The organism is Thalassotalea psychrophila (assembly GCF_031583595.1).
Lineage (GTDB): Bacteria > Pseudomonadota > Gammaproteobacteria > Enterobacterales > Alteromonadaceae > Thalassotalea_A > Thalassotalea_A psychrophila.
The window spans coordinates 3,013,116-3,033,070 of sequence record NZ_CP134145.1 but is presented as its reverse complement, the minus strand read 5'-3'; the positions used below and the strand labels follow the sequence as shown (position 1 = coordinate 3,033,070).

Annotated in this window: 16 protein-coding genes and 1 tRNA gene; 15 read left to right on the top strand and 2 right to left on the bottom strand. The window is 37.4% G+C overall.

Annotation, left to right across the window (positions count from 1 at the left end):
* The first annotated feature begins 89 nt into the window (after positions 1-89).
* The 3 genes from carA to greA are packed head-to-tail and all read left to right on the top strand — an operon-like array spanning position 90 to position 4,941.
* Complete coding sequence (gene carA / locus RGQ13_RS12380) at positions 90-1,223, top strand: glutamine-hydrolyzing carbamoyl-phosphate synthase small subunit (protein WP_348390060.1); 1,134 nt, start codon at positions 90-92, stop codon at positions 1,221-1,223.
* Positions 1,224-1,246: 23 nt separating this feature from the next.
* Positions 1,247-4,465 carry a carbamoyl-phosphate synthase large subunit gene (gene carB / locus RGQ13_RS12375; RefSeq protein ID WP_348390059.1) on the top strand — a complete coding sequence of 1,073 codons (3,219 nt, stop codon included), beginning with the start codon at positions 1,247-1,249 and terminating at the stop codon, positions 4,463-4,465.
* Positions 4,465-4,941, top strand: coding sequence for a transcription elongation factor GreA (greA, locus tag RGQ13_RS12370; protein ID WP_348390058.1), 477 nt, complete (start codon positions 4,465-4,467; stop codon positions 4,939-4,941). The genes carB and greA overlap by 1 nt, the downstream gene beginning before the upstream one ends.
* Before the next feature lie 123 nt (positions 4,942-5,064).
* On the opposite strand, the gene yhbY is transcribed toward greA, so the two are convergent.
* Positions 5,065-5,361 (bottom strand): ribosome assembly RNA-binding protein YhbY, encoded by a 297-nt coding sequence (gene yhbY, locus RGQ13_RS12365; RefSeq protein WP_348390057.1) that lies wholly within the window; start codon positions 5,359-5,361, stop codon positions 5,065-5,067.
* Between the two features lie 83 nt (positions 5,362-5,444).
* Between yhbY and rlmE the strand changes: the two genes are divergently transcribed.
* From rlmE to RGQ13_RS12325, 8 genes are all read left to right on the top strand, one after another.
* A complete protein-coding gene (gene rlmE / locus RGQ13_RS12360; protein WP_348390056.1) occupies positions 5,445-6,080 on the top strand; it encodes a 23S rRNA (uridine(2552)-2'-O)-methyltransferase RlmE in 636 nt (211 codons plus the stop codon).
* 85 nt (positions 6,081-6,165) lie between these two features.
* On the top strand, positions 6,166-8,079 hold the full coding sequence (gene ftsH / locus RGQ13_RS12355; RefSeq protein WP_348390055.1) for an ATP-dependent zinc metalloprotease FtsH: 1,914 nt from the start codon (positions 6,166-6,168) through the stop codon (positions 8,077-8,079).
* 434 nt (positions 8,080-8,513) lie between these two features.
* Positions 8,514-9,344: a dihydropteroate synthase gene (gene folP, locus RGQ13_RS12350; protein WP_348393406.1), complete on the top strand. Its 831-nt coding sequence runs from the start codon at positions 8,514-8,516 to the stop codon at positions 9,342-9,344.
* 36 nt (positions 9,345-9,380) lie between these two features.
* Positions 9,381-10,724, top strand: coding sequence for a phosphoglucosamine mutase (gene glmM / locus RGQ13_RS12345; protein WP_348390054.1), 1,344 nt, complete (start codon positions 9,381-9,383; stop codon positions 10,722-10,724).
* A gap of 118 nt (positions 10,725-10,842) precedes the next feature.
* A complete protein-coding gene (gene tpiA, locus RGQ13_RS12340; protein WP_348390053.1) occupies positions 10,843-11,592 on the top strand; it encodes a triose-phosphate isomerase in 750 nt (249 codons plus the stop codon).
* A gap of 15 nt (positions 11,593-11,607) precedes the next feature.
* Entirely contained in the window at positions 11,608-11,955 is a 348-nt protein-coding gene (gene secG, locus RGQ13_RS12335) for a preprotein translocase subunit SecG (protein ID WP_348393405.1), read from the top strand.
* Positions 11,956-11,978: 23 nt separating this feature from the next.
* Positions 11,979-12,063: transfer RNA gene (locus RGQ13_RS12330), tRNA-Leu, on the top strand.
* Between the two features lie 166 nt (positions 12,064-12,229).
* A complete protein-coding gene (locus RGQ13_RS12325) occupies positions 12,230-13,471 on the top strand; it encodes an integrase domain-containing protein (protein WP_348390052.1) in 1,242 nt (413 codons plus the stop codon).
* 163 nt (positions 13,472-13,634) lie between these two features.
* Here RGQ13_RS12325 and RGQ13_RS12320 read toward each other — a convergent pair whose 3' ends face one another.
* Positions 13,635-16,856: a thrombospondin type 3 repeat-containing protein gene (locus tag RGQ13_RS12320; protein WP_348390051.1), complete on the bottom strand. Its 3,222-nt coding sequence runs from the start codon at positions 16,854-16,856 to the stop codon at positions 13,635-13,637.
* A 283-nt stretch (positions 16,857-17,139) separates the two neighbouring features.
* Between RGQ13_RS12320 and RGQ13_RS12315 the strand changes: the two genes are divergently transcribed.
* The 4 genes from RGQ13_RS12315 to RGQ13_RS12300 all read left to right on the top strand — a co-directional run bounded on the left by RGQ13_RS12315 (position 17,140) and on the right by RGQ13_RS12300 (position 19,945).
* Positions 17,140-18,324 (top strand): hypothetical protein, encoded by a 1,185-nt coding sequence (locus RGQ13_RS12315; protein WP_348390050.1) that lies wholly within the window; start codon positions 17,140-17,142, stop codon positions 18,322-18,324.
* Positions 18,315-19,103 carry a hypothetical protein gene (locus RGQ13_RS12310; RefSeq protein WP_348390049.1) on the top strand — a complete coding sequence of 263 codons (789 nt, stop codon included), beginning with the start codon at positions 18,315-18,317 and terminating at the stop codon, positions 19,101-19,103. The genes RGQ13_RS12315 and RGQ13_RS12310 overlap by 10 nt, the downstream gene beginning before the upstream one ends.
* 213 nt (positions 19,104-19,316) lie before the next feature.
* A complete protein-coding gene (locus tag RGQ13_RS12305; protein WP_348390048.1) occupies positions 19,317-19,517 on the top strand; it encodes a helix-turn-helix transcriptional regulator in 201 nt (66 codons plus the stop codon).
* Positions 19,514-19,945 (top strand): helix-turn-helix domain-containing protein, encoded by a 432-nt coding sequence (locus RGQ13_RS12300; RefSeq protein WP_348390047.1) that lies wholly within the window; start codon positions 19,514-19,516, stop codon positions 19,943-19,945. Before RGQ13_RS12305 ends, RGQ13_RS12300 begins: the two co-directional genes overlap by 4 nt.
* Positions 19,946-19,955 lie beyond the last annotated feature (10 nt).

The following is a 19,955-nucleotide window of genomic DNA, read 5'->3' as shown; positions in this document are numbered from 1 at the left end:
ACGAATACACATAATAATTGCTAAATATTGACTCATAAGTCATTAACCTTTAGTGATTATTAATACTTTGACTCATTATGGAGGTTAAATTGACTAAATCTGCCATCTTGGTACTGGAAGACGGTACTATTTTTAAAGGCACTGCCATTGGCGCAGAAGGCTCATCAGTTGGTGAAGTTGTTTTCAATACGGCAATGACTGGCTACCAAGAGATCCTAACGGACCCATCTTACGCTGAACAAATCGTCACTTTGACTTATCCCCATATCGGTAACACCGGTACCAACGCTGAAGATGCAGAATCTGCAAATGTTTGGGCTAAAGGTCTAATCATTCGTGATTTACCACTTTTAGCAAGTAACTTCAGAAATGAACAAAGCTTGAGTGAATACCTCATCGCCAATAATATTTTGGGTATCGCTGATATTGATACCCGTAAACTTACTCGTATTTTACGAGAGAAGGGCGCACAAAACGGGTGTATTCTTGCTGGTGATAACTTAAATGTTGATGAAGCCTTAGCAAAAGCAAAAGCATTCCCTGGCCTAAAAGGTATGGATTTAGCGAAAGTTGTTTCAGCCAAAGAAGCTTACGAGTGGACTGAAGGCAGCTGGCAGTTAGGCAAAGGTCACGTAACTCCTGATGAATTCCCTCATCATGTCGTAGCTTATGATTTTGGCGCAAAACGCAATATATTGCGTATGTTAGCTGACCGTGGTTGTAAACTTACTGTGGTACCAGCACAAACTTCTGCAGAAGAAGTGTTAGCGATGAATCCTGATGGAATTTTCTTATCAAATGGACCTGGTGATCCAGAGCCATGTGATTACGCGATTAAAGCAATCAAAACATTCCTTGAAACAGATATTCCAGTATTTGGTATTTGTTTAGGTCACCAATTACTAGGCTTAGCTAGTGGCGCTCAAACGATTAAAATGAAGTTTGGTCATCACGGTGCAAACCATCCCGTTAAAGAACTTGAGCGAGACGTTGTGATGATCACTTCGCAAAATCACGGTTTTGCTGTTGATGAAAGCAACTTGCCGGGTAATTTAACGGCTACGCATAAATCATTATTTGATGGTTCATTACAAGGTATTCATCGTACTGACAAGCCAGCGTTTAGCTTCCAGGGTCACCCTGAAGCAAGTCCTGGACCACACGATGCAGCGCCTTTGTTCAATCATTTTATCGATTTGATTAACACACGTAAAGCCCAATAGACTGATTAAATAGAGTAGATATAATGCCAAAACGTACTGACATAAAAAGTATTCTTATATTAGGTGCAGGTCCAATTGTAATTGGTCAAGCCTGTGAATTTGACTATTCGGGTGCACAAGCGTGTAAAGCTTTACGCGAAGAAGGTTACCGAGTAATTCTTGTTAACTCGAACCCTGCAACTATCATGACTGACCCAGAAATGGCCGATGCAACTTACATCGAACCAATTCACTGGGAAGTTGTGCGTAACATCATTGAAAAAGAACGTCCTGACGCTGTATTACCAACAATGGGTGGCCAAACGGCGCTTAATTGTGCATTAGAACTAGAAGCTAAAGGCGTACTTGCTGAATTTAACGTTGAAATGATTGGTGCTACAGCTGACGCAATTGATAAAGCTGAAGATCGTAGCCGTTTTGATGTAGCAATGAAAAAAATTGGCTTAGATACTCCACGAGCTAAAATCGTTCACACTATGGATGAAGCAATTGCTGCATCGGAACACCTAGGTTTCCCATGTATCATTCGCCCATCATTCACTATGGGTGGTACCGGTGGTGGTATCGCGTATAACCGTGAAGAATTTGAAACCATTTGTATACGTGGTCTAGATTTATCACCAACGTCAGAATTATTGATTGATGAATCATTAATCGGTTGGAAAGAATACGAAATGGAAGTGGTTCGCGACAAAAATGATAACTGTATCATTATTTGTTCAATCGAGAACTTCGACCCTATGGGTATTCACACTGGTGACTCAATTACTGTAGCACCAGCGCAAACATTAACTGATAAAGAATACCAAATCATGCGTAACGCATCAGTTGCGGTATTACGTGAGATTGGTGTTGAAACAGGTGGTTCAAACGTACAATTTGGTATATGTCCTGATACTGGCCGTATGGTTATTATCGAGATGAACCCACGTGTTTCACGTTCATCAGCATTAGCATCAAAAGCAACGGGTTTCCCAATTGCTAAAATCGCTGCAAAATTAGCAGTAGGTTATACGCTTGATGAATTAAGCAACGACATTACAGGCGGTGCAACTCCAGCATCATTTGAACCAACAATCGATTATGTAGTAACTAAAATTCCTCGTTTTAACTTCGAGAAATTTGCCGGCGCAGAAGACCGTCTTACTACGCAAATGAAATCAGTTGGTGAAGTTATGGCAATTGGCCGTAACCAACAAGAATCATTGCAGAAAGCTTTACGTGGTTTAGAAGTTGGCGTGAATGGTTTTGACCCTATTGTTGATGTAACCAAGCCGGGTGCCAAAACAAAAATCATGCACGAGTTGCAAGAAGCTGGTGCAGATCGTATTTGGTACATAGCTGACGCTTTCCGTTTAGGTTTAACCGTTGATGACATATTCCGTTTAACCATGGTAGATCGTTGGTTCTTAGTACAAATCGAAGACATCATTAAAGAAGAACAAAATGTTGCTGCTGGTGGTATGTCTGGTTTAACTACAGACTACTTACGTAAGCTGAAACGTAAAGGCTTCTCAGATAGCCGTTTAGCCGATGTTATTGGTGTTGCAGAAAGCGAAATACGCAAAAAACGTCACAACGCTGAAATATTCCCAGTTTATAAGCGTGTTGATACTTGTGCTGCTGAGTTCAGCTCAGACACGGCTTACATGTATTCAACGTATGATGAAGAATGTGAAGCTAACCCAACAGATAACGACAAAATCATGATAATTGGTGGCGGTCCTAACCGTATCGGCCAAGGTATTGAATTTGATTATTGTTGTGTACACGCAGCTCTTGCATTACGCGAAGATGGTTATGAAACTATCATGGTTAACTGTAACCCTGAAACGGTTTCTACCGATTACGATACATCAGACAGATTATACTTTGAGTCTGTAACTTTTGAAGACGTATTAGAAATTGTACGTGTTGAGAAGCCTAAAGGCGTTATTGTGCAATATGGTGGTCAAACACCACTTAAATTAGCACGTGCTTTAGAAGCTGCTGGTGTGCCAATTATTGGTACGTCTCCAGATGCAATCGATAGAGCGGAAGACCGTGAGCGTTTCCAACAAGCGGTAGACCGTTTAGGTTTATTACAACCAGAAAACGCGACAGTAACTTCTCTTGAAGAAGCAATGGTTAAAGCTGAAGTAATTGGTTTCCCATTAGTTGTACGTCCATCGTACGTACTTGGTGGACGCGCGATGGAAATTGTATATGACTTAGCTGATTTACGTCGTTATATGACAGAAGCAGTAAGCGTATCAAATGACTCGCCAGTATTACTTGATCACTTCCTTGATGATGCGATTGAAGTTGATATCGACGTTATTTGTGACGGTACTGATGTTGTTATTGGCGGTATTATGCAACACATCGAACAAGCCGGTGTTCACTCTGGTGACTCTGCATGTTCATTACCTCCGTATAGCCTAACAGCTGAAATTCAAGATGTTATGCGAAAGCAAGTTACAGCATTAGCGTTTGAACTTGGCGTAATTGGTTTAATGAATACGCAAATGGCAGTTAAAGATAACGAAGTTTACTTAATTGAAGTTAACCCTCGTGCTGCTCGTACCGTTCCTTTTGTATCTAAAGCAACAAGTATTCCTTTAGCGAAAGTAGCGGCTCGTGTTATGGCTGGTACATCGTTAAAAGAACAAGGTGTAACAACTGAAGTTATTCCTGAGTATTTCTCAGTTAAAGAAGTTGTGATTCCATTTAATAAATTCCACGGTAGTGATCCTTTAGTTGGCCCTGAAATGCGCTCAACTGGTGAAGTGATGGGTACAGGTGATACTTTTGAAGAAGCTTATGCCAAAGCTAACTTAGGTGCAGGTGTAACCTTGCCTAAAACAGGTCGTGCTTTAATCTCTGTTCGTAACAGTGATAAAGAGCGTGTTGTAGATTTAGCTCGTCAATTAGTTGATTTAGGCTTTAGCTTAGACGCAACGCACGGCACTGCTGTTATTTTAGGTGAGGCCGATATTCCGGTACGCTTAGTGAATAAAGTACACGAAGGTCGTCCACACATTGTCGATAGAATCAAAAACAGTGAATACAGTTATATTATTAACACCACTGAAGGTCGTAAGGCTATTGAAGATTCTAAGCAAATTCGTGGTGCAGCTTTACGTTATAAAGCTACGTATACAACCACGTTGAATGCTGGCTTTGCTGTATGTATGGCGCATTCTGCTGATGACAGAAACAAAGTTAACTCTATTCAAGAATTACACAAAAGGTGTCAATAATGTCTATGTATCCGATGACAGTTCAAGGAGCAGATGCCCTTAGAGAAGAACTGGTTTACTTAAAGCAAACTAAACGTCCTGAAATTGTTGCTTCTATTGCTGAAGCTCGTGAGCATGGCGATTTAAAAGAAAACGCTGAATATCACGCCGCTCGTGAAGAACAGGGTTTTTGTGAAGGTCGCATTCAAGATATCGAAGGTAAACTTGGTAATGCTCAAATTATTGACGTAACCAAAATACCAAACACCCATAAAGTGATTTTTGGTGTGACGGTAACCTTACTTAACATTGATACTGATGCGGAAGTGACTTACCAAATTGTTGGTGATGACGAAGCGGACATTAAGAATAATCGTATTAGTGTTAACTCACCAATTGCCAGAGGTCTTATCGGTAAAACGGTTGACTCAGAAGTTGAAGTAAAAACTCCTGGTGGCGTTGTTGAATACGAGATTATCTCGGTTGAACATAAGTAGTAAAAACATATTTTGAAACATAAAAAACCTGCAACTGCAGGTTTTTTTATTTCAGGGAAGAAATAACTTAGAATTGGCAGGGATGGCTTGAATTCTGTTATTTATACTTTTAGAAGCTAGAAGCTATATTTTCGGTATTACAATTTTCTTTGCATCTGATTGACGGTAAATAGCCAGTGTTTTACCAATGGCTTGAACTTTAATTGAGTTAGTTTCTCTAATAATAGCGTCAATGATTAATTGTTTAACTTCACGATCAGAAGTGTTTATTTTCACTTTGATAAGCTCGTGGTGACCTAAGGCGTAGTCGATCTCTGCAACTACAGCTTCTGTAAGGCCATTATTTCCTATTAACACCACTGGTTTTATAGAGTGAGCAAGACCTTTAAGGTGTTGAATTTGTTTGTTTGATAGATTCATTTAAAAAATTTCTGTTAAGTTACTTGAATTATCTATATTTTAACGCCATCTTGTCATTAATACTAATTTATATCTGAACTTTTATGAGTAAAGCAAATAAATCAAGAACAGTAAGCTCTCAACGCTGGATGAAAGAGCATTTTGACGACGAGTATGTAAAGAAAGCTCAAAAGCTAGGTTTACGCTCGCGCGCAGTATTTAAAATTGAAGAAATTAATAACAAAGACAAGCTGATTAAAAAAAGCATGAATGTTGTAGATTTAGGTGCTGCTCCTGGCGGCTGGTCTGAATATGCGGTAAAAGTAGTTGGCGACAATGGCCAAGTGATTGCTTGTGATATTTTGCCAATGGAATCATTGCCTGGCGTGGCCTTTTTACAAGGCGATTTTCGTGAAGAAGCCGTATTAGATACTTTACTTGCTAAAATTGATGGCCGAAACGTCGATGTTGTAATGTCGGATATGGCGCAAAATTTTAGTGGTAATGAGTCTACTGACCAACCTAAAAATATGTATTTAGTTGAATTGGCATTAGACATGTGTCATCAAGTTTTAAAGAAAAATGGCAGCTTTGTTGTTAAAGTTTTTCAAGGGGCAGGGTTCGAACAATACATGAAAGATGTTCGTGCTTGCTTTAATGTAGTAAAAACCCGTAAACCAGAATCTTCTCGAGCACGTTCAAGAGAAGTGTATATTGTAGCTACTGGTTACAAACTGTAGTAGAGTTCCGTAAGAAAAGGCCTATAATAGAGGTCTAGTACTTATATAAGTCATCGAAGCATTTTTTTAACAAGAGGTCCTCAAGTTGAGCGATATGGTAAAGAATCTTATTTTATGGTTAGTAATAGCCATTGTTTTAATGTCAGTATTTCAAAGTTTCACTCCAGGCACTGCCGTGGATGGAAAACTCGATTACACTAAATTTATTAACGAAATCCACAATGGACAAGTTGCTGAAGTTAGAATTGAAACTGACGGCGTTATTAATGGTACCAAACGTAATGGTCAAACATTTACTACATTAATTCCAACGCAATACGATAAAGATCTATTAAGCGATTTAATTTCGAACAACGTTAAAGTTGAAGGTGTACCACAAGAAGAGCCAAGCTTATTAGCTAGCATCTTTGTTAACTGGTTCCCAATGCTACTGCTTATTGGTATTTGGATTTTCTTCATGCGCCAAATGCAAGGCGGTGGTGGTAAAGGTGCAATGAGCTTTGGTAAATCTAAAGCCCGTCTTTTATCTGATGATCAAATTAAAACAACGTTTGCTGATGTTGCTGGTTGTGACGAAGCGAAAGAAGAAGTTGCCGAATTAGTTGATTATTTACGTGACCCGTCAAAATTCCAGAAACTTGGTGGTCGTATCCCATCAGGTATATTAATGGTTGGCCAACCAGGTACAGGTAAAACCTTACTTGCTAAAGCTATTGCTGGTGAAGCGAAAGTTCCTTTCTTCGCAATTTCAGGCTCTGACTTTGTTGAAATGTTTGTTGGTGTTGGTGCATCACGTGTACGTGACATGTTTGAACAAGCGAAAAAATCATCTCCATGTATTATCTTTATCGATGAAATTGATGCCGTAGGTCGCCAACGTGGTGCAGGTTTAGGTGGTGGTCATGATGAACGTGAGCAAACTCTTAACCAAATGCTAGTTGAAATGGATGGTTTTGAAGGTAATGAAGGCGTTATTGTTATTGCTGCAACTAACCGTCCAGACGTGTTAGACCCAGCATTACTTCGTCCAGGTCGTTTTGACCGTCAAGTAACTGTTGGCTTACCTGATATTCGTGGTCGTGAACAAATTCTTAAAGTTCATATGCGTAAAGTACCTTTAGGCGATGATGTTGATGCTGCTGTAATTGCTCGTGGTACTCCAGGTTTCTCTGGTGCTGATTTAGCAAACCTTGTAAACGAAGCAGCATTATTTGCAGCTCGTACAAGTCGTCGCACTGTATCTATGGTTGAATTTGATAAAGCCAAAGATAAAATCATGATGGGCGCTGAACGTCGCTCTATGGTAATGAGCGAAGAAGAAAAAGAAATGACAGCTTATCATGAAGCAGGACACGCCATTGTTGGTCGATTAGTTCCTGAGCATGATCCAGTATACAAAGTAAGTATCATTCCTCGTGGCCGTGCTTTAGGTGTAACAATGTACTTGCCTGAAAAAGATCGCGTTAGCCATTCTAAATTGCATTTAGAAAGCATGATCTCATCACTTTACGGTGGTCGTGTTGCAGAAGAAGTAATTTACGGTGCTGATAGAGTATCAACGGGTGCTTCAAATGATATTGAACGTGCTACTGAAATCGCTCGTAAAATGGTAACTCAATGGGGCTTGTCTGAAAAAATGGGTCCTATGCTTTACGCTGACGAAGAAGGTGAAGTGTTCTTAGGCCGAAGTGCTGCTAAACAGAAGCATATGTCTGACGATACTGCCAAAGAAATTGATGAAGAAGTTCGTACTTTCATTGAGCGCAACTATAAACGTGCAGAAGATATCTTGAAAAACAATATGGATATCTTACACGCAATGAAAGATGCGTTAATGACTTATGAAACAATTGACGCATGGCAAATTGATGATCTGATGGCTCGAACGACAGTTCGTGCACCAAAAGGTTACGGTGATGAAAAGCCTACTGGCACGCCACCAAGTTCAACACCATCTACTCCAGATGTGAACAAGCCAGCAGATGAAGCGACAAATTAATTCGAGCTGATAAAGTTATTAGTAAACTTGTAAGAAACCCGCTTAATGCGGGTTTCTTGTTATTAGAAGGGGAAGAAAAAACGAAGAGTTATTGTTTCCTATGCACACTGTCAATTTGGGAGGTCCCGCACCTCGCTAGTGCTCGTGATAGGATGACGTCATACTTATTCTAAATATATTTGAATATCCGCATTTTTACTTAACTTACGCCGTCATCCCACCGTGCTTTTGGGGGGGACCTCCATGTTTGACAGTGATCTTGCAAAACAAGATGACCCCACTTCCATTTAATCCACACCGGATATAATAACCTAACCACTTCCTGAATTTATTTCAGGATCTGTTTTTATTTCGACAACGCCACATCTTATTATTTATTACTCAGTAAATAAGCTTTATAATCCAAGCAATTATAATTTCTAAAAACATAAATGATGAAATTTGCTAACCAGCAACTCGACTTAACTGTTCCACAAGTAATGGGGATTTTAAACGTAACCCCAGACTCTTTTTCGGACGGTGGCAACTTTAATAATATCGAACATGCGATTAAACAAGTGCATTTGATGATCGAAGATGGCGCAACCATAATTGATGTTGGCGGTGAATCAACTCGACCTGGCGCTGCTGATGTTGAATTGCAAGAAGAGTTAGATAGAGTCATTCCAGTCATTGAGGCAATAACTCAGCGCTTTGACACAGTTGTGTCAATAGATACTAGCAAAGCACAGGTGATGCTGGCTGCGATTAATAGTGGTGCTGGTTTGATCAATGACGTACGTGCACTACAAAATGACGGCTGTGTTGATGTTGTTGCTAGTTGTGATTTACCTGTTTGTTTAATGCATATGCAAGGCATGCCTAGAACCATGCAAGCTGAGCCGCAATACACAGATGTAGTAAAAGATGTTATTAAGTTTTTCGAACAACGCATACAAGTATGTGAACAAGCTGGTATTCAAAAAAATAGAATCATATTAGATCCAGGTTATGGCTTTGGTAAAACTTTAGAACAGAATTATCAATTATTGGCTAATCAAAGTAAGCTTTTGCAACTAGGTTTACCAGTTCTTGCCGGATTATCAAGAAAGTCAATGATTGGCAATTTACTTAATAACTCTGTAGATGAACGCTTAGCTGGTAGTTTATCTGCGGCAGTGCTTGCCACACTAAATGGTGCTAAAATAATACGAGTTCATGATGTAAAAGAAACTGTTGATGCCATTAAAGTTTTTAATGCAATGGTTGCTCAAACAAATAATTAAATAATTTACGATAAATACTTAAGGGAGTTTATTTAAGTGTCTAGAAAATACTTTGGAACAGACGGTATACGAGGTTTAGTTGGTAAAGATCCAATTTCGCCTAAATTTGTAATGAAACTTGGTTGGGCTGCCGGTAAGGTGTTAGCCACTCGCGGCACCAAAAAAGTATTAATTGGTAAAGATACTCGTATATCTGGCTATATGCTTGAATCAGCTTTAGAAGCCGGTTTTTCTGCCGCGGGTATTGATATTGGCTTAATGGGGCCTATGCCAACACCTGCTGTTGCATACTTAACTAAAACTTTCCGTGCAGAAGCTGGTATTGTGATCAGCGCATCACATAATCCTTTTTATGATAACGGCATTAAGTTTTTCTCAACAACAGGTGAAAAACTTCCTGATGACGTGGAACTTGCGATAGAAGCAATGATCGATGAAGAAATGGATTGTGTTCATTCAGCTAAATTAGGTAAAGCAGTGCGCATCGATGATGCAGCAGGGCGTTACATTGAGTTTTGTAAGAGCAACTTCCCATCTGAATACTCTCTCAATGGCATGAAAATTGTGGTCGATTGTGCCAATGGCGCAACTTACCATATAGCGCCAAGTGTATTTCGCGAGTTAGGTGCAGAAGTTATTGAGTTTGCTAGTACTCCAAATGGCATCAACATCAATGACGATTGTGGTGCCACATCAATGGCAAATATTTCTAAACTTGTATTAAAAGAACAAGCAGATTTAGGTATCGCATTAGATGGTGATGGCGACCGATTAATGATGGTTGATCAAAATGGTGATGTCATTGATGGTGATGAAATTATCTTCATCATCGCTAAAAATGCACAACAGCAAGGTAAACTTAAAGGCGGTGTTGTTGGTACATTAATGAGCAACATGGGTTTAGAGATAGCATTAAAAGACTTAGGTATCGATTTTGCTAGAGCCAAAGTTGGTGACCGCTATGTTATGGAGCAATTAAAAGCTAAAGGCTGGCAATTAGGCGCTGAAAACTCAGGTCATGTTATCAATTTAAATTGTACCTCTACAGGTGATGGTATTATTGCCGCATTAAATGTTCTTGAAGCACTTTGCCAATCAGGCAAGTCACTTACCCAACTTAGAGCAGGCATGACTATGCTGCCACAAATCCTTGTTAATGTTCGCTTTAGTGGTAAAACCGATCCACTTAATGATGATGCTGTTAAACAAAGCGTTATCGATGTTGAAAAAGAGTTGGCAGGTACGGGTCGAGTATTACTTCGTAAATCAGGTACAGAGCCTCTTATTCGCGTGATGGTTGAAGGTCCAGATTTAGCTGAAGTAACCCGTTTAGCAAATGTTATTGCTGATCAAGTGAAAGCCGTAGACGCAGAACATTAATTTAACATTTGTTATGCTTTTGTTGTAAAAATAAGCAAAAAAACGGCTTGGCTATTTAAACTCTTGTAACTTAGCTTTGAGTTCGATAATATCTCGGCGTTTTATTAAGGGAAAAACTATGAGTAGACAAACAATAGTTGCCGCTAATTGGAAAATGAACGGTAATGCTGAGCTTGCAGCACAAATGTGTCGTGGCCTAAATGATGAAAAATTTAATGCTAACCAGCAAGTAATTATTTGCCCACCAGCCCCTTATTTAGCTTTGTTAAAAGCTAATATTAGCAATAGCCAAGTTGCATGTGGTGCCCAAAATATTAATGAAAATGAAAAAGGTGCCTTTACTGGTGAGATTTCAGCTTTAATGCTGAATGATTTACAGGTACAATACGTGATTCTTGGCCATTCTGAACGTCGTGCTATGTTTCATGACAGTACAGAATTAGTTGCTGAAAAAGTTGCTTATGCTTTGGCAAGTGGTTTAACGCCAATATTATGTATTGGTGAAACGCTTGAAGAGCGAGAAGATGGTGAAACCGAGTCTAGACTTAGTTATCAACTTGCTCCGGTAATTGCTAAAATTGGCATTAAAAGTTTTAAAGATGTAGTTGTTGCCTACGAGCCTGTTTGGGCTATTGGAACTGGTAAAACTGCATCTGCTGAGATCGCTCAGCAAACTCATGAGTTTATTCGTAGCTACTTAGCAAGTTTTGATGCTGATGTAGCACAACAAGTACCATTATTATATGGTGGTAGTGTTAATGCGAAAAACTGTGAAGAATTATTTGCTCAAGCTGATATCGACGGTGGTCTGATAGGCGGTGCGAGTTTAAACGTTGAAGAATTTAAAAAAATCTGCCAAGCAGTATAGGATTTAAAAATAATGTTGTATCAAGTATTAATCGTTGGTTATTTAATTATCGCACTTATCTTAGTTGGTTTTATCTTAATCCAGCAGGGTAAAGGTGCAGACATGGGCGCTTCATTTGGCGCTGGTTCATCAGCAACTATCTTTGGTTCAAGTGGTTCTGGTAACTTCATGACTAAAACTACAGGTATCCTTGCCACACTGTTTTTCGTATTAAGCTTATTTTTAGGTAACCTTACTGCACAGCGCACTAAAGCGACTGATGAGTGGAGTAACTTAGGTGGCGCAGAGCAAACAGAAAGTATTGCTCCTGCTACTGACGTACCAGTAAGCGAAGATCAAAAAGAAAGCGACGTACCAAAATAAACCATCGCTCCTCTAAAAATTTAGCGTATGTGGTGGAATTGGTAGACACGCAGCCTTGAGGGGGCTGTGCTTCACGGCGTGAGAGTTCGAGTCTCTCCATACGCACCAAATACAGGTCCAACTAGAACCTACAAGAGCCAGAAAGTCCTTTATAAATAAGGTTTTCTGGCTTTTTTATGTCTATAGCTATTTCATAGCGTTTTTTGTAATCCACGGTTTTTAGTAGTACTGTTAGTAGTACCAGCTCAAATAATAACTTAGTGGTACTACTAAAATGGCTAGAGGCGTTACTCCGCTTACCAATACTCAGGTAAAACAAGCAAAACCAAAAGACAAACAATACAAGCTATCTGATGGTAGCGGTTTACAGCTACGAATTAAACCGTCTGGCGCTAAATCTTGGTTATTTGATTATGTAAAACCAGTCACCAAAAAAAGAAGTTCAATGGGCTTTGGTACTTACCCCGAGGTAACGTTAGCTGATGCAAGAAAGAAAAGAGCTCAAGCACGTGAATTGCTGGCGCAAGATATCGACCCTAAGGAATTTAAAGAAGATCAACTTCGTGAAAAACAACTAGCTGCTAGCAACACATTAAAAAGCGTTGCTATAGATTGGCTTGCTATTAAAAAAACTAAGATCGCAGAAACCACCGCAAGAAGCTTATGGCGCAATTTTGAAAACCATGTATTTCCAAAAATAGGGCATAGACCTATAGATAAATTATTAGCCCCTGAAGTAATTAGCGTATTAAAGCCCTTAGCAGCCAAAGGAAGCCTTGAAACCACAAGTAAAGTGATAGGGCATATAAATGAAGTTATGCGCCATGCAGTTAATACAGGCTTATTACATCATAACTCACTTGCTGGTATTCGAAGTGCATTTGAAACGCCGAAAGTGACTCATATGCCATCACTAAAGCCTGAAGAGCTACCAGAGTTAATGAAGGCGATAAATTACGCTAGTATTAAACTCACAACTCGTTGTTTAATTGAATGGCAATTACATACTATGGTTAGGCCAAGGGAAGCGGCAGAAGCTAAGTGGTGTGAAATAGACCTTGAAAATAAGCTATGGAATATTCCTGCAGAACGTATGAAGATGAAAATAGCACACACAATACCGTTAACGCCTCAAGCCTTATCTATTTTAGAAGTTATTAAAGCTGTTAGTGGGAATCGAGAGCATATATTTCCATCTGATAGGCAACCAACTAAACCTAGTAATGCAGAAACAGCAAACAAAGCATTACAACGTATGGGTTTTAAAGGGCGATTAGTGGCTCATGGCATGCGTTCTATTGCTAGTACAACTTTAAATGAACAAGGTTTTGATGGGGATGTAATTGAATCAGCCTTAGCCCACCAGGATCAAAATGAAGCGAGAAAAGCTTATAACCGAGCGCAGTATTTAGAACGTAGAAAGATATTAATGACTTGGTGGTCTGGACGTATTGAAGAGGCTGCAACAGGTAAATTAAAAACACTTAAAAATAACAAACATTTAAAAGCGGTTTAAAAATCGCCTAGCAATCGACTCATATTCTAGGGTTCTTAATAAAACAACTTTCTAAGTATTAATTTGATTGATCCTGCATATCCAGCCTATTTATTGGCCAGATTTAAATAAAGTTTTTGTTTTTAAAAAATCCCGCATTGTTTATGCCGGATCCGATACTTCATTATCGTATGATCCTAATACGATAACTTGATATTATTACCAGTAATAACAGTACCCATGCTAAGGACCCACCTCCGCCTCCTGAACTATTATCTTTAGGATCACTATTACCACCATTAGGGGTAGAGTCAGCGTTATCGCCAATACCATCGCCATCGGAGTCTTTTGTTTCATTAGAGTCATTTGGGAATGCATCTTCGTTATCGCCAATACCATCGCCATCTGAGTCTTTTGTTTCATTAGGGTCATTTGGGAATGCATCTTCGTTATCTCTAATCCCATCACCATCGGAATCCTTAAAGTAGTTTTCTGCCTCTATCTCAAGAAGTAACTTAGTATTCTCTAATTTTTTACTGGAATAATCTAGGTTCAATAATTTTTGTTGGATGTTTAAAAACTCTTTGAAGGAACCCGAGTTAAAAAATTGATGTAGTGACGAAATTTCGTCAGTAATGTATTTGTCGACTTGCCAGACCATATTTACTGCTACTTGCTCACCTTTTGAAACCATTACTTCATTTACGATATCTGAAAATAATATCAAACTTGGCAAGCCTGCCTTGCCACTTGATATAAAGAATAAAGGATCATTTTCCATCAATTTGTCTTGAAAAGCGTATCTTAATAATGCAGAAATGAAAGCATTTTCAAATTCTAACGGGTCATTGTATACAGGAAACTCTAGGTGGGTTAGTAATTGAAGTCCAATAATATTTCTATGATTATCCCAAACGCTTTTCACTTCTTGTAAAGGGATTTCATCAATATTTAACGTATTAGGATTGTTCTCAACCGTTGCAATAATTGCTTTAGCTAATTCCCCATCTGTATTTTTAAACTTTCTACCTTTTGTGATAAATCCACCACATCCTAACCGAACTTCTCCACTGCCATCCCATGGAATTCTGAAATTTAGTGTAGTGATAGTTTTAGAATTAAAACCAATTTCTTCTGGCGGTGTTATTTCAATACTCAGAGTGTAGTTATCCCAATCAGCAATTGTATAAGTTCTTTCTCCAAAGGTTCCACAACTATGGTAATGAAACCGTGTGCCTGTAAAGTTGACTGTAATTTCCGCGTTTCCCATTCCATTTAGTAATATTTTACGTAAATGGGGGGGGAGTTTAGAGAATAAATATTTAGCACCGTCGTCAGTTAAATAAGGGTCATTTCCAGCTAACGTCCAATCTATATCTCCTTCTGATGTAATAGCATCAAATTCATCATGAATATTATTGAGGTAATATGCCTTATCCGTAAAATATGTTTCTTTAACATCATTTTTTAATTTATCTATATCCTCTAGTAATAGGTCCCCTCTATCGAGATAAGACTCGATGGGGCTAAAATCAGCAGGATTATTTGGATAATTTAAACTTAACAGTACCTTTTTATGAAAATCATTAATTTGAGTTCCTGTATTTATGATTACTCCTATATTAGGTGTTATTTTAGATCGAACAGTTTGTTCAATATCTTTTAGTAAAAAATCGTTATACCAATTAGACGCTGTCAGCCATGCTGTTCTAGAGGGTAAAATTTCGTCAGATATAGTTGTATTACTTTTTAATTCATACATTGTTTGTATTAATTCTGTATTGTTATCTCCTTCTTGTAATAATAAAGTGGATAAGCTGTCATAATCAGACGAAGGGTCATATTTTGCTTGTTCACGAGCTATGAAAACAATTGCGTTGTTATTTAAATGTGAAACACAATCAATAAAATCCTCATCGGGTAATGGAAGCGTTGAAGCTCTTTTTATACACGGTACAAGTACAGTATCTCTTATCGCATCACTTAACTTCTTAGTTTCGCTAATAATCAGCGATTGAGTATCAATACCTACCTGAATATTTTTTATAGTGATGTCAATGTTTAAATTTTGTTTTAATGCTAATAAGTCAAAACCGGAACTAACTTCAATAAAGATCCTATCTAGCTTTGTATCAACAGCATCAAAACGTTCATGCATTTCAACTCTAAGGTTATCAATTTTTTTCGATATGTCAGCTAGTTGACTTAGAATAATGTCATCAACACTTGGTCCTGATGCTTGGACTAAACTGAAAATAGCCATTGCCGGATTTGCAATTCCACTAGATAATTGTGCAAAACTAGCAAAATCGATGTTTTTTGTTGCTTTAAATATTTTTATTGCAGACTCTATTTGTTTTAGACTATTGTACATTCCAATTATTTTTTGTCCTGCTCCCTTCTCGATTCTATCAAGTAGCATTGCGGCAAGACCTACAGTTGCTCTTTCTGTAGCCACTTTTTGCTTTCTCTCAATTTCTTTTTGAAGCTCAATTGTTTTTCTATCTTCCCTTTCTTGTTGTGATAAAATATAGGATGTTAGTAACTCTCTATTTCTTCCAATATTTCCTTCTAAAATAAGTGCCCGTTGTATTACTTCATCCCTTTGCTCCGAAATTAGTTCTCCCAAAGAATCAAATTCCAGTCCTAAATTATCGTTTAAATTATCAAATCGTTCATTCAATATGAGCTTGATTTCACTTCTAACCTCTTCAATTCTAACTTGGTTTTCCGCTAAATTGATATCTAAGCTTGATAATTCATTTGTAATATCTAAAAGTGATCTACTATTGTCTTGAGCCGTTAACATGGCACCAATATTAGGGAAACGAGCCAACTGAGTATCCACGTCAGCATCTATATCTACTCCTATGTCCGAGATAAGCCCGTCTCTTATATTTTCCGTGTTAAGGATTATATCTGTAATTTTTTCAACATTAACAGCACTTTGATAAGCTCTTTCGGCAATAAAATCACCAGAGAAATCTACAGCGTCTGTAGAAATATAATCATCGAGTTCCTCATATCCAGCATCTACTAGTAGGCCAGTTAATCCCTCTGTACCTTTAGCATAGGAGCCTATTAAAGTTTGCAAAGACCACTTAGAAATATCTCGGATTAATTTATCATCATTTGAAAGTGGTAATTCACCAGTTTCATAGATTTCTATCTGTTCATCATAAATTTGAGCATAATTGTCTACGAAATCATTCAATTTTTCTCCAGCGAGTCCTTTATTAATACCCCAAGCTCTAGTCTGTGAAATAGCCATTGCTTTAGGATCATTTACAAATTTTTCAATTAATATGGCTCGAGTCACTTCCTTTTTATTGAAGTCATCGTTGTTGGCTTGTGCTTGGAAAATAGAAATGATCAAAAACGAAATGATTAATTTGAATTGTTTCATAATTAAAATCCTTGTATAAAAAAGTGATATAAACTTATTTCAATACAAAACAATTTAATTATTTTTTTTGATTCTGTTTGGTTACTCTAAATTTAATGTTAGATGGATAGTTAATTATGGTATAAATGTACTTGCTTTTCCAATTAATACCTGTACGAAGGCTTTAATTCAGTAACATGGGGTTAAATTTGATTTTCTATTAAATTACTTATCATTAATATTTGTATGTTTTTTGTACTATGCTAGGTTTAATATATTAAGAATAAAAATAGTATTATAGATAGTGAATGCACAATATTCCCCAAAACAATTTTTTCGCAAAGTTTCTAATAAATTATTAATTGATTACTTTAAGATCAAAGATATAGATTTCGATTTAGATCTTGATTCAATTTATGATCATGAAGTTGACCTTATTTTTGAAGCATTTTTAAAGTTGGACGATCTAACTAGGCATAGAATAGAATCTGATTTTCAAAGAATAAATGCTCTAGCTACAGATGGCGGTATTATTGCTTTAACAGATGAAGCTAAAGAGTTTGATAATGCTAACTTTGTTGAACAGATAGCAGAAATTTATGGCTTACATAATAAAGCTATGTGGGCTTTTCTTGATAGCCCTGAGTATTGGCAAGGCGCTTCTATTTTCTTTCAAACAGCTAATATCCCGTCATCATATTGGAGGAAAATAAAAAACTTACCGGCATTTGATAAACCATTTGAAGAAATAGACATAGAGCTATTAGCTCAAACTATTGGTGAGTATTTCTTTATTAAGGAAGGCCGTGGAAAACGTTGTAAAATAGAATATTACAAACGCGGTGAACTTGACTACTTCTGTGCATTTCCAGAAGACTTTGCCAAAACAGAGGTTGAGTGGGTACAAGATGGCTTACAAGATTTACCTCACACAATGGCATTTGAAATTATTTTTGTTTATTGTGAAAGACTAGCCACATTAGACGTTTATGCCAAAAATAACGCTAGAAACGTTCCCAAGTTACAACAACTTTTTGTTCAAAATATTTTAAAATCTAAGCTTAAAAATTTCACTCCATTTGTTGAAGATAAAGTATATGATTTAGAACCGTTAGTTACCGCCGATTTTAATTTTGTTATTCCTGAAAATACAGATATTTTTAATGTTCAAATATTAAAAGTACATGCTACTAGTTGCATTGATCCTAAAAGTCACATTGCGATAATAGAATGTCCTGATAAAAATAAAAATGCCATTCATGAACGATTAGCAGAATTAAATTTATCTAATAGATACACTAGTGAGGTAACACTTAAAGTTTCATTTTTTCCTAAACCAAATAGGGCACATCAAACTCGTACCTTTACATTATCAATGCCAGATAAATGCAATTTAGGTAATTTTGGTGATGAATTACTTATTCGTGAAATGCTAACTGCTTCAGGCATCGAACCACAACCGGTAAATATGAGTTTACCATGCGTGTAGATCAGGTTTTATTATTGTTATTAAGCGCTTTATCGATAAAAAATCATAAAGTAGTTTTAAGCTGGCTAGCGGTTAATTTGTGGCAAAAAGAAGCATTTAAGCTAATGCTTGATTGTAGGTTAATAACGCCAATTTCAAACGCAGCAGCCATTCAATGCCAAGGTTGTGAACATCATTGTAATGTTGATGTGATACCGCATGTGTACCCAAATAAGACCAAGTATTACGCTATTTGTGATCATCCAATTATGCATGAACAAATGGGGCGGCTAACTATCCCTAATGAGCAGCTAAAACAATGGCAAATTAGCATAGGACAATTAGCGAAAGTTATCAGACATTTATTAGCTCTTACAACAGATATACGTTACTCAAAAGATAATAAAGTACTTAGTCTAGGTATGCTCAAAAGTGACACCGGTCGTAAATGGATTAACTTAATTATAGAGCCACTATCATTAGAAGTTAACCAGCATATTTTACCTATAGCAGACATTTTATATTTTGATGGCGATAAGCTGACACTTGATAACGATAGATTAAAATATTCGTTAAATAATCCAGCAAATGTGGATGATTCTTATAAACCTAAAGTCAGTAAAAGAGAACTACAACGAGCGAACAAGCTAGCCAAATACAAATCATGGCATGATGAATATATAATTTTACACCGGCAACATCCTAAACAAAATGACTCTTGGATCTCTAGAAAGATAGCGTTAATGCCTATCGCCGACGGTGCAAGTTCAGAAACTATTCGAAAAAACATGAAAAAATAAAATAGTTGGGCGCAAAAGAACGCCCAACTCTAGCCCCTTATTTATCTGCCTTTTAAGCAATTCATAGATTTAACAATCAATTCAACCAAAATATAAAACAATGGTAAATCAATTGGTTACTTGTTTTTGCTGGTACGTAAATCACTATTTTAAATTAAAATTCGCCCATTTAATCTCTTAGTTACATTCACTAAGCAACTAAGAGATCTCATTATGGCTCACAAAATATTACGCCTACCTGCTGTTATCGAACTTACTGGTTTATCACGAAGCAGTATTTATCTACGTATGAAAAATCAAATATTTCCTCAATCAATATCTTTAGGTGATAGAGCTGTAGGCTGGTTAGAAGAAGACATTAATCAGTGGCTTGAACGATGCATAGTAGCAAGTAAAAGTAGGGGGCTAGTATGAGTAAGCGTATTAACCCAAATATATGCAAAATTCACCGAAGTTACACCGTTGAAGAAGCTGCGATACTTCTAGGTGTTCATAAGCGCACTATCAGAAACTGGATTGTTAAGGGGCTAAAGGTTTGTGATAACAAACGACCAATACTTATTTTAGGTACTGAATTAAAACAATTTGCAATACATCAAAGGGGAATGAATAAGCGCACATGTAAGCCATATGAGCTTTATTGTTTTAAATGTCGAGAGCCGAGGTTACCCGAGCAAAGTACCATTGAATTTTTAGAAGAAACAGATACTAGAGGGAGGGTGATTGCCGCCTGTTCTGTGTGTACATCAATGATGAATAAATATTTCAAATTGGAAAATATTACGTCAATTCAGCGTGATCTGTCTGTGATATTGCCGATACAACAAAAACACATAAGCTAGATGGCTAAAC

Excerpts from the sequence above, each read along its gene's own strand:
- carB (WP_348390059.1), top strand. The coding sequence starts at position 1,247 with ATGCCAAAACGTACTGACATAAAAAGTATTCTTATATTAGGTGCAGGT.
- greA (WP_348390058.1), top strand. The coding sequence starts at position 4,465 with ATGTCTATGTATCCGATGACAGTTCAAGGAGCAGATGCCCTTAGAGAA.
- yhbY (WP_348390057.1), bottom strand. The coding sequence starts at position 5,361 with ATGAATCTATCAAACAAACAAATTCAACACCTTAAAGGTCTTGCTCAC.
- rlmE (WP_348390056.1), top strand. The coding sequence starts at position 5,445 with ATGAGTAAAGCAAATAAATCAAGAACAGTAAGCTCTCAACGCTGGATG.
- folP (WP_348393406.1), top strand. The coding sequence starts at position 8,514 with ATGAAATTTGCTAACCAGCAACTCGACTTAACTGTTCCACAAGTAATG.
- tpiA (WP_348390053.1), top strand. The coding sequence starts at position 10,843 with ATGAGTAGACAAACAATAGTTGCCGCTAATTGGAAAATGAACGGTAAT.
- RGQ13_RS12325 (WP_348390052.1), top strand. The coding sequence starts at position 12,230 with ATGGCTAGAGGCGTTACTCCGCTTACCAATACTCAGGTAAAACAAGCA.
- RGQ13_RS12320 (WP_348390051.1), bottom strand. The coding sequence starts at position 16,856 with ATGAAACAATTCAAATTAATCATTTCGTTTTTGATCATTTCTATTTTC.
- RGQ13_RS12310 (WP_348390049.1), top strand. The coding sequence starts at position 18,315 with ATGCGTGTAGATCAGGTTTTATTATTGTTATTAAGCGCTTTATCGATA.
- RGQ13_RS12305 (WP_348390048.1), top strand. The coding sequence starts at position 19,317 with ATGGCTCACAAAATATTACGCCTACCTGCTGTTATCGAACTTACTGGT.
- RGQ13_RS12300 (WP_348390047.1), top strand. The coding sequence starts at position 19,514 with ATGAGTAAGCGTATTAACCCAAATATATGCAAAATTCACCGAAGTTAC.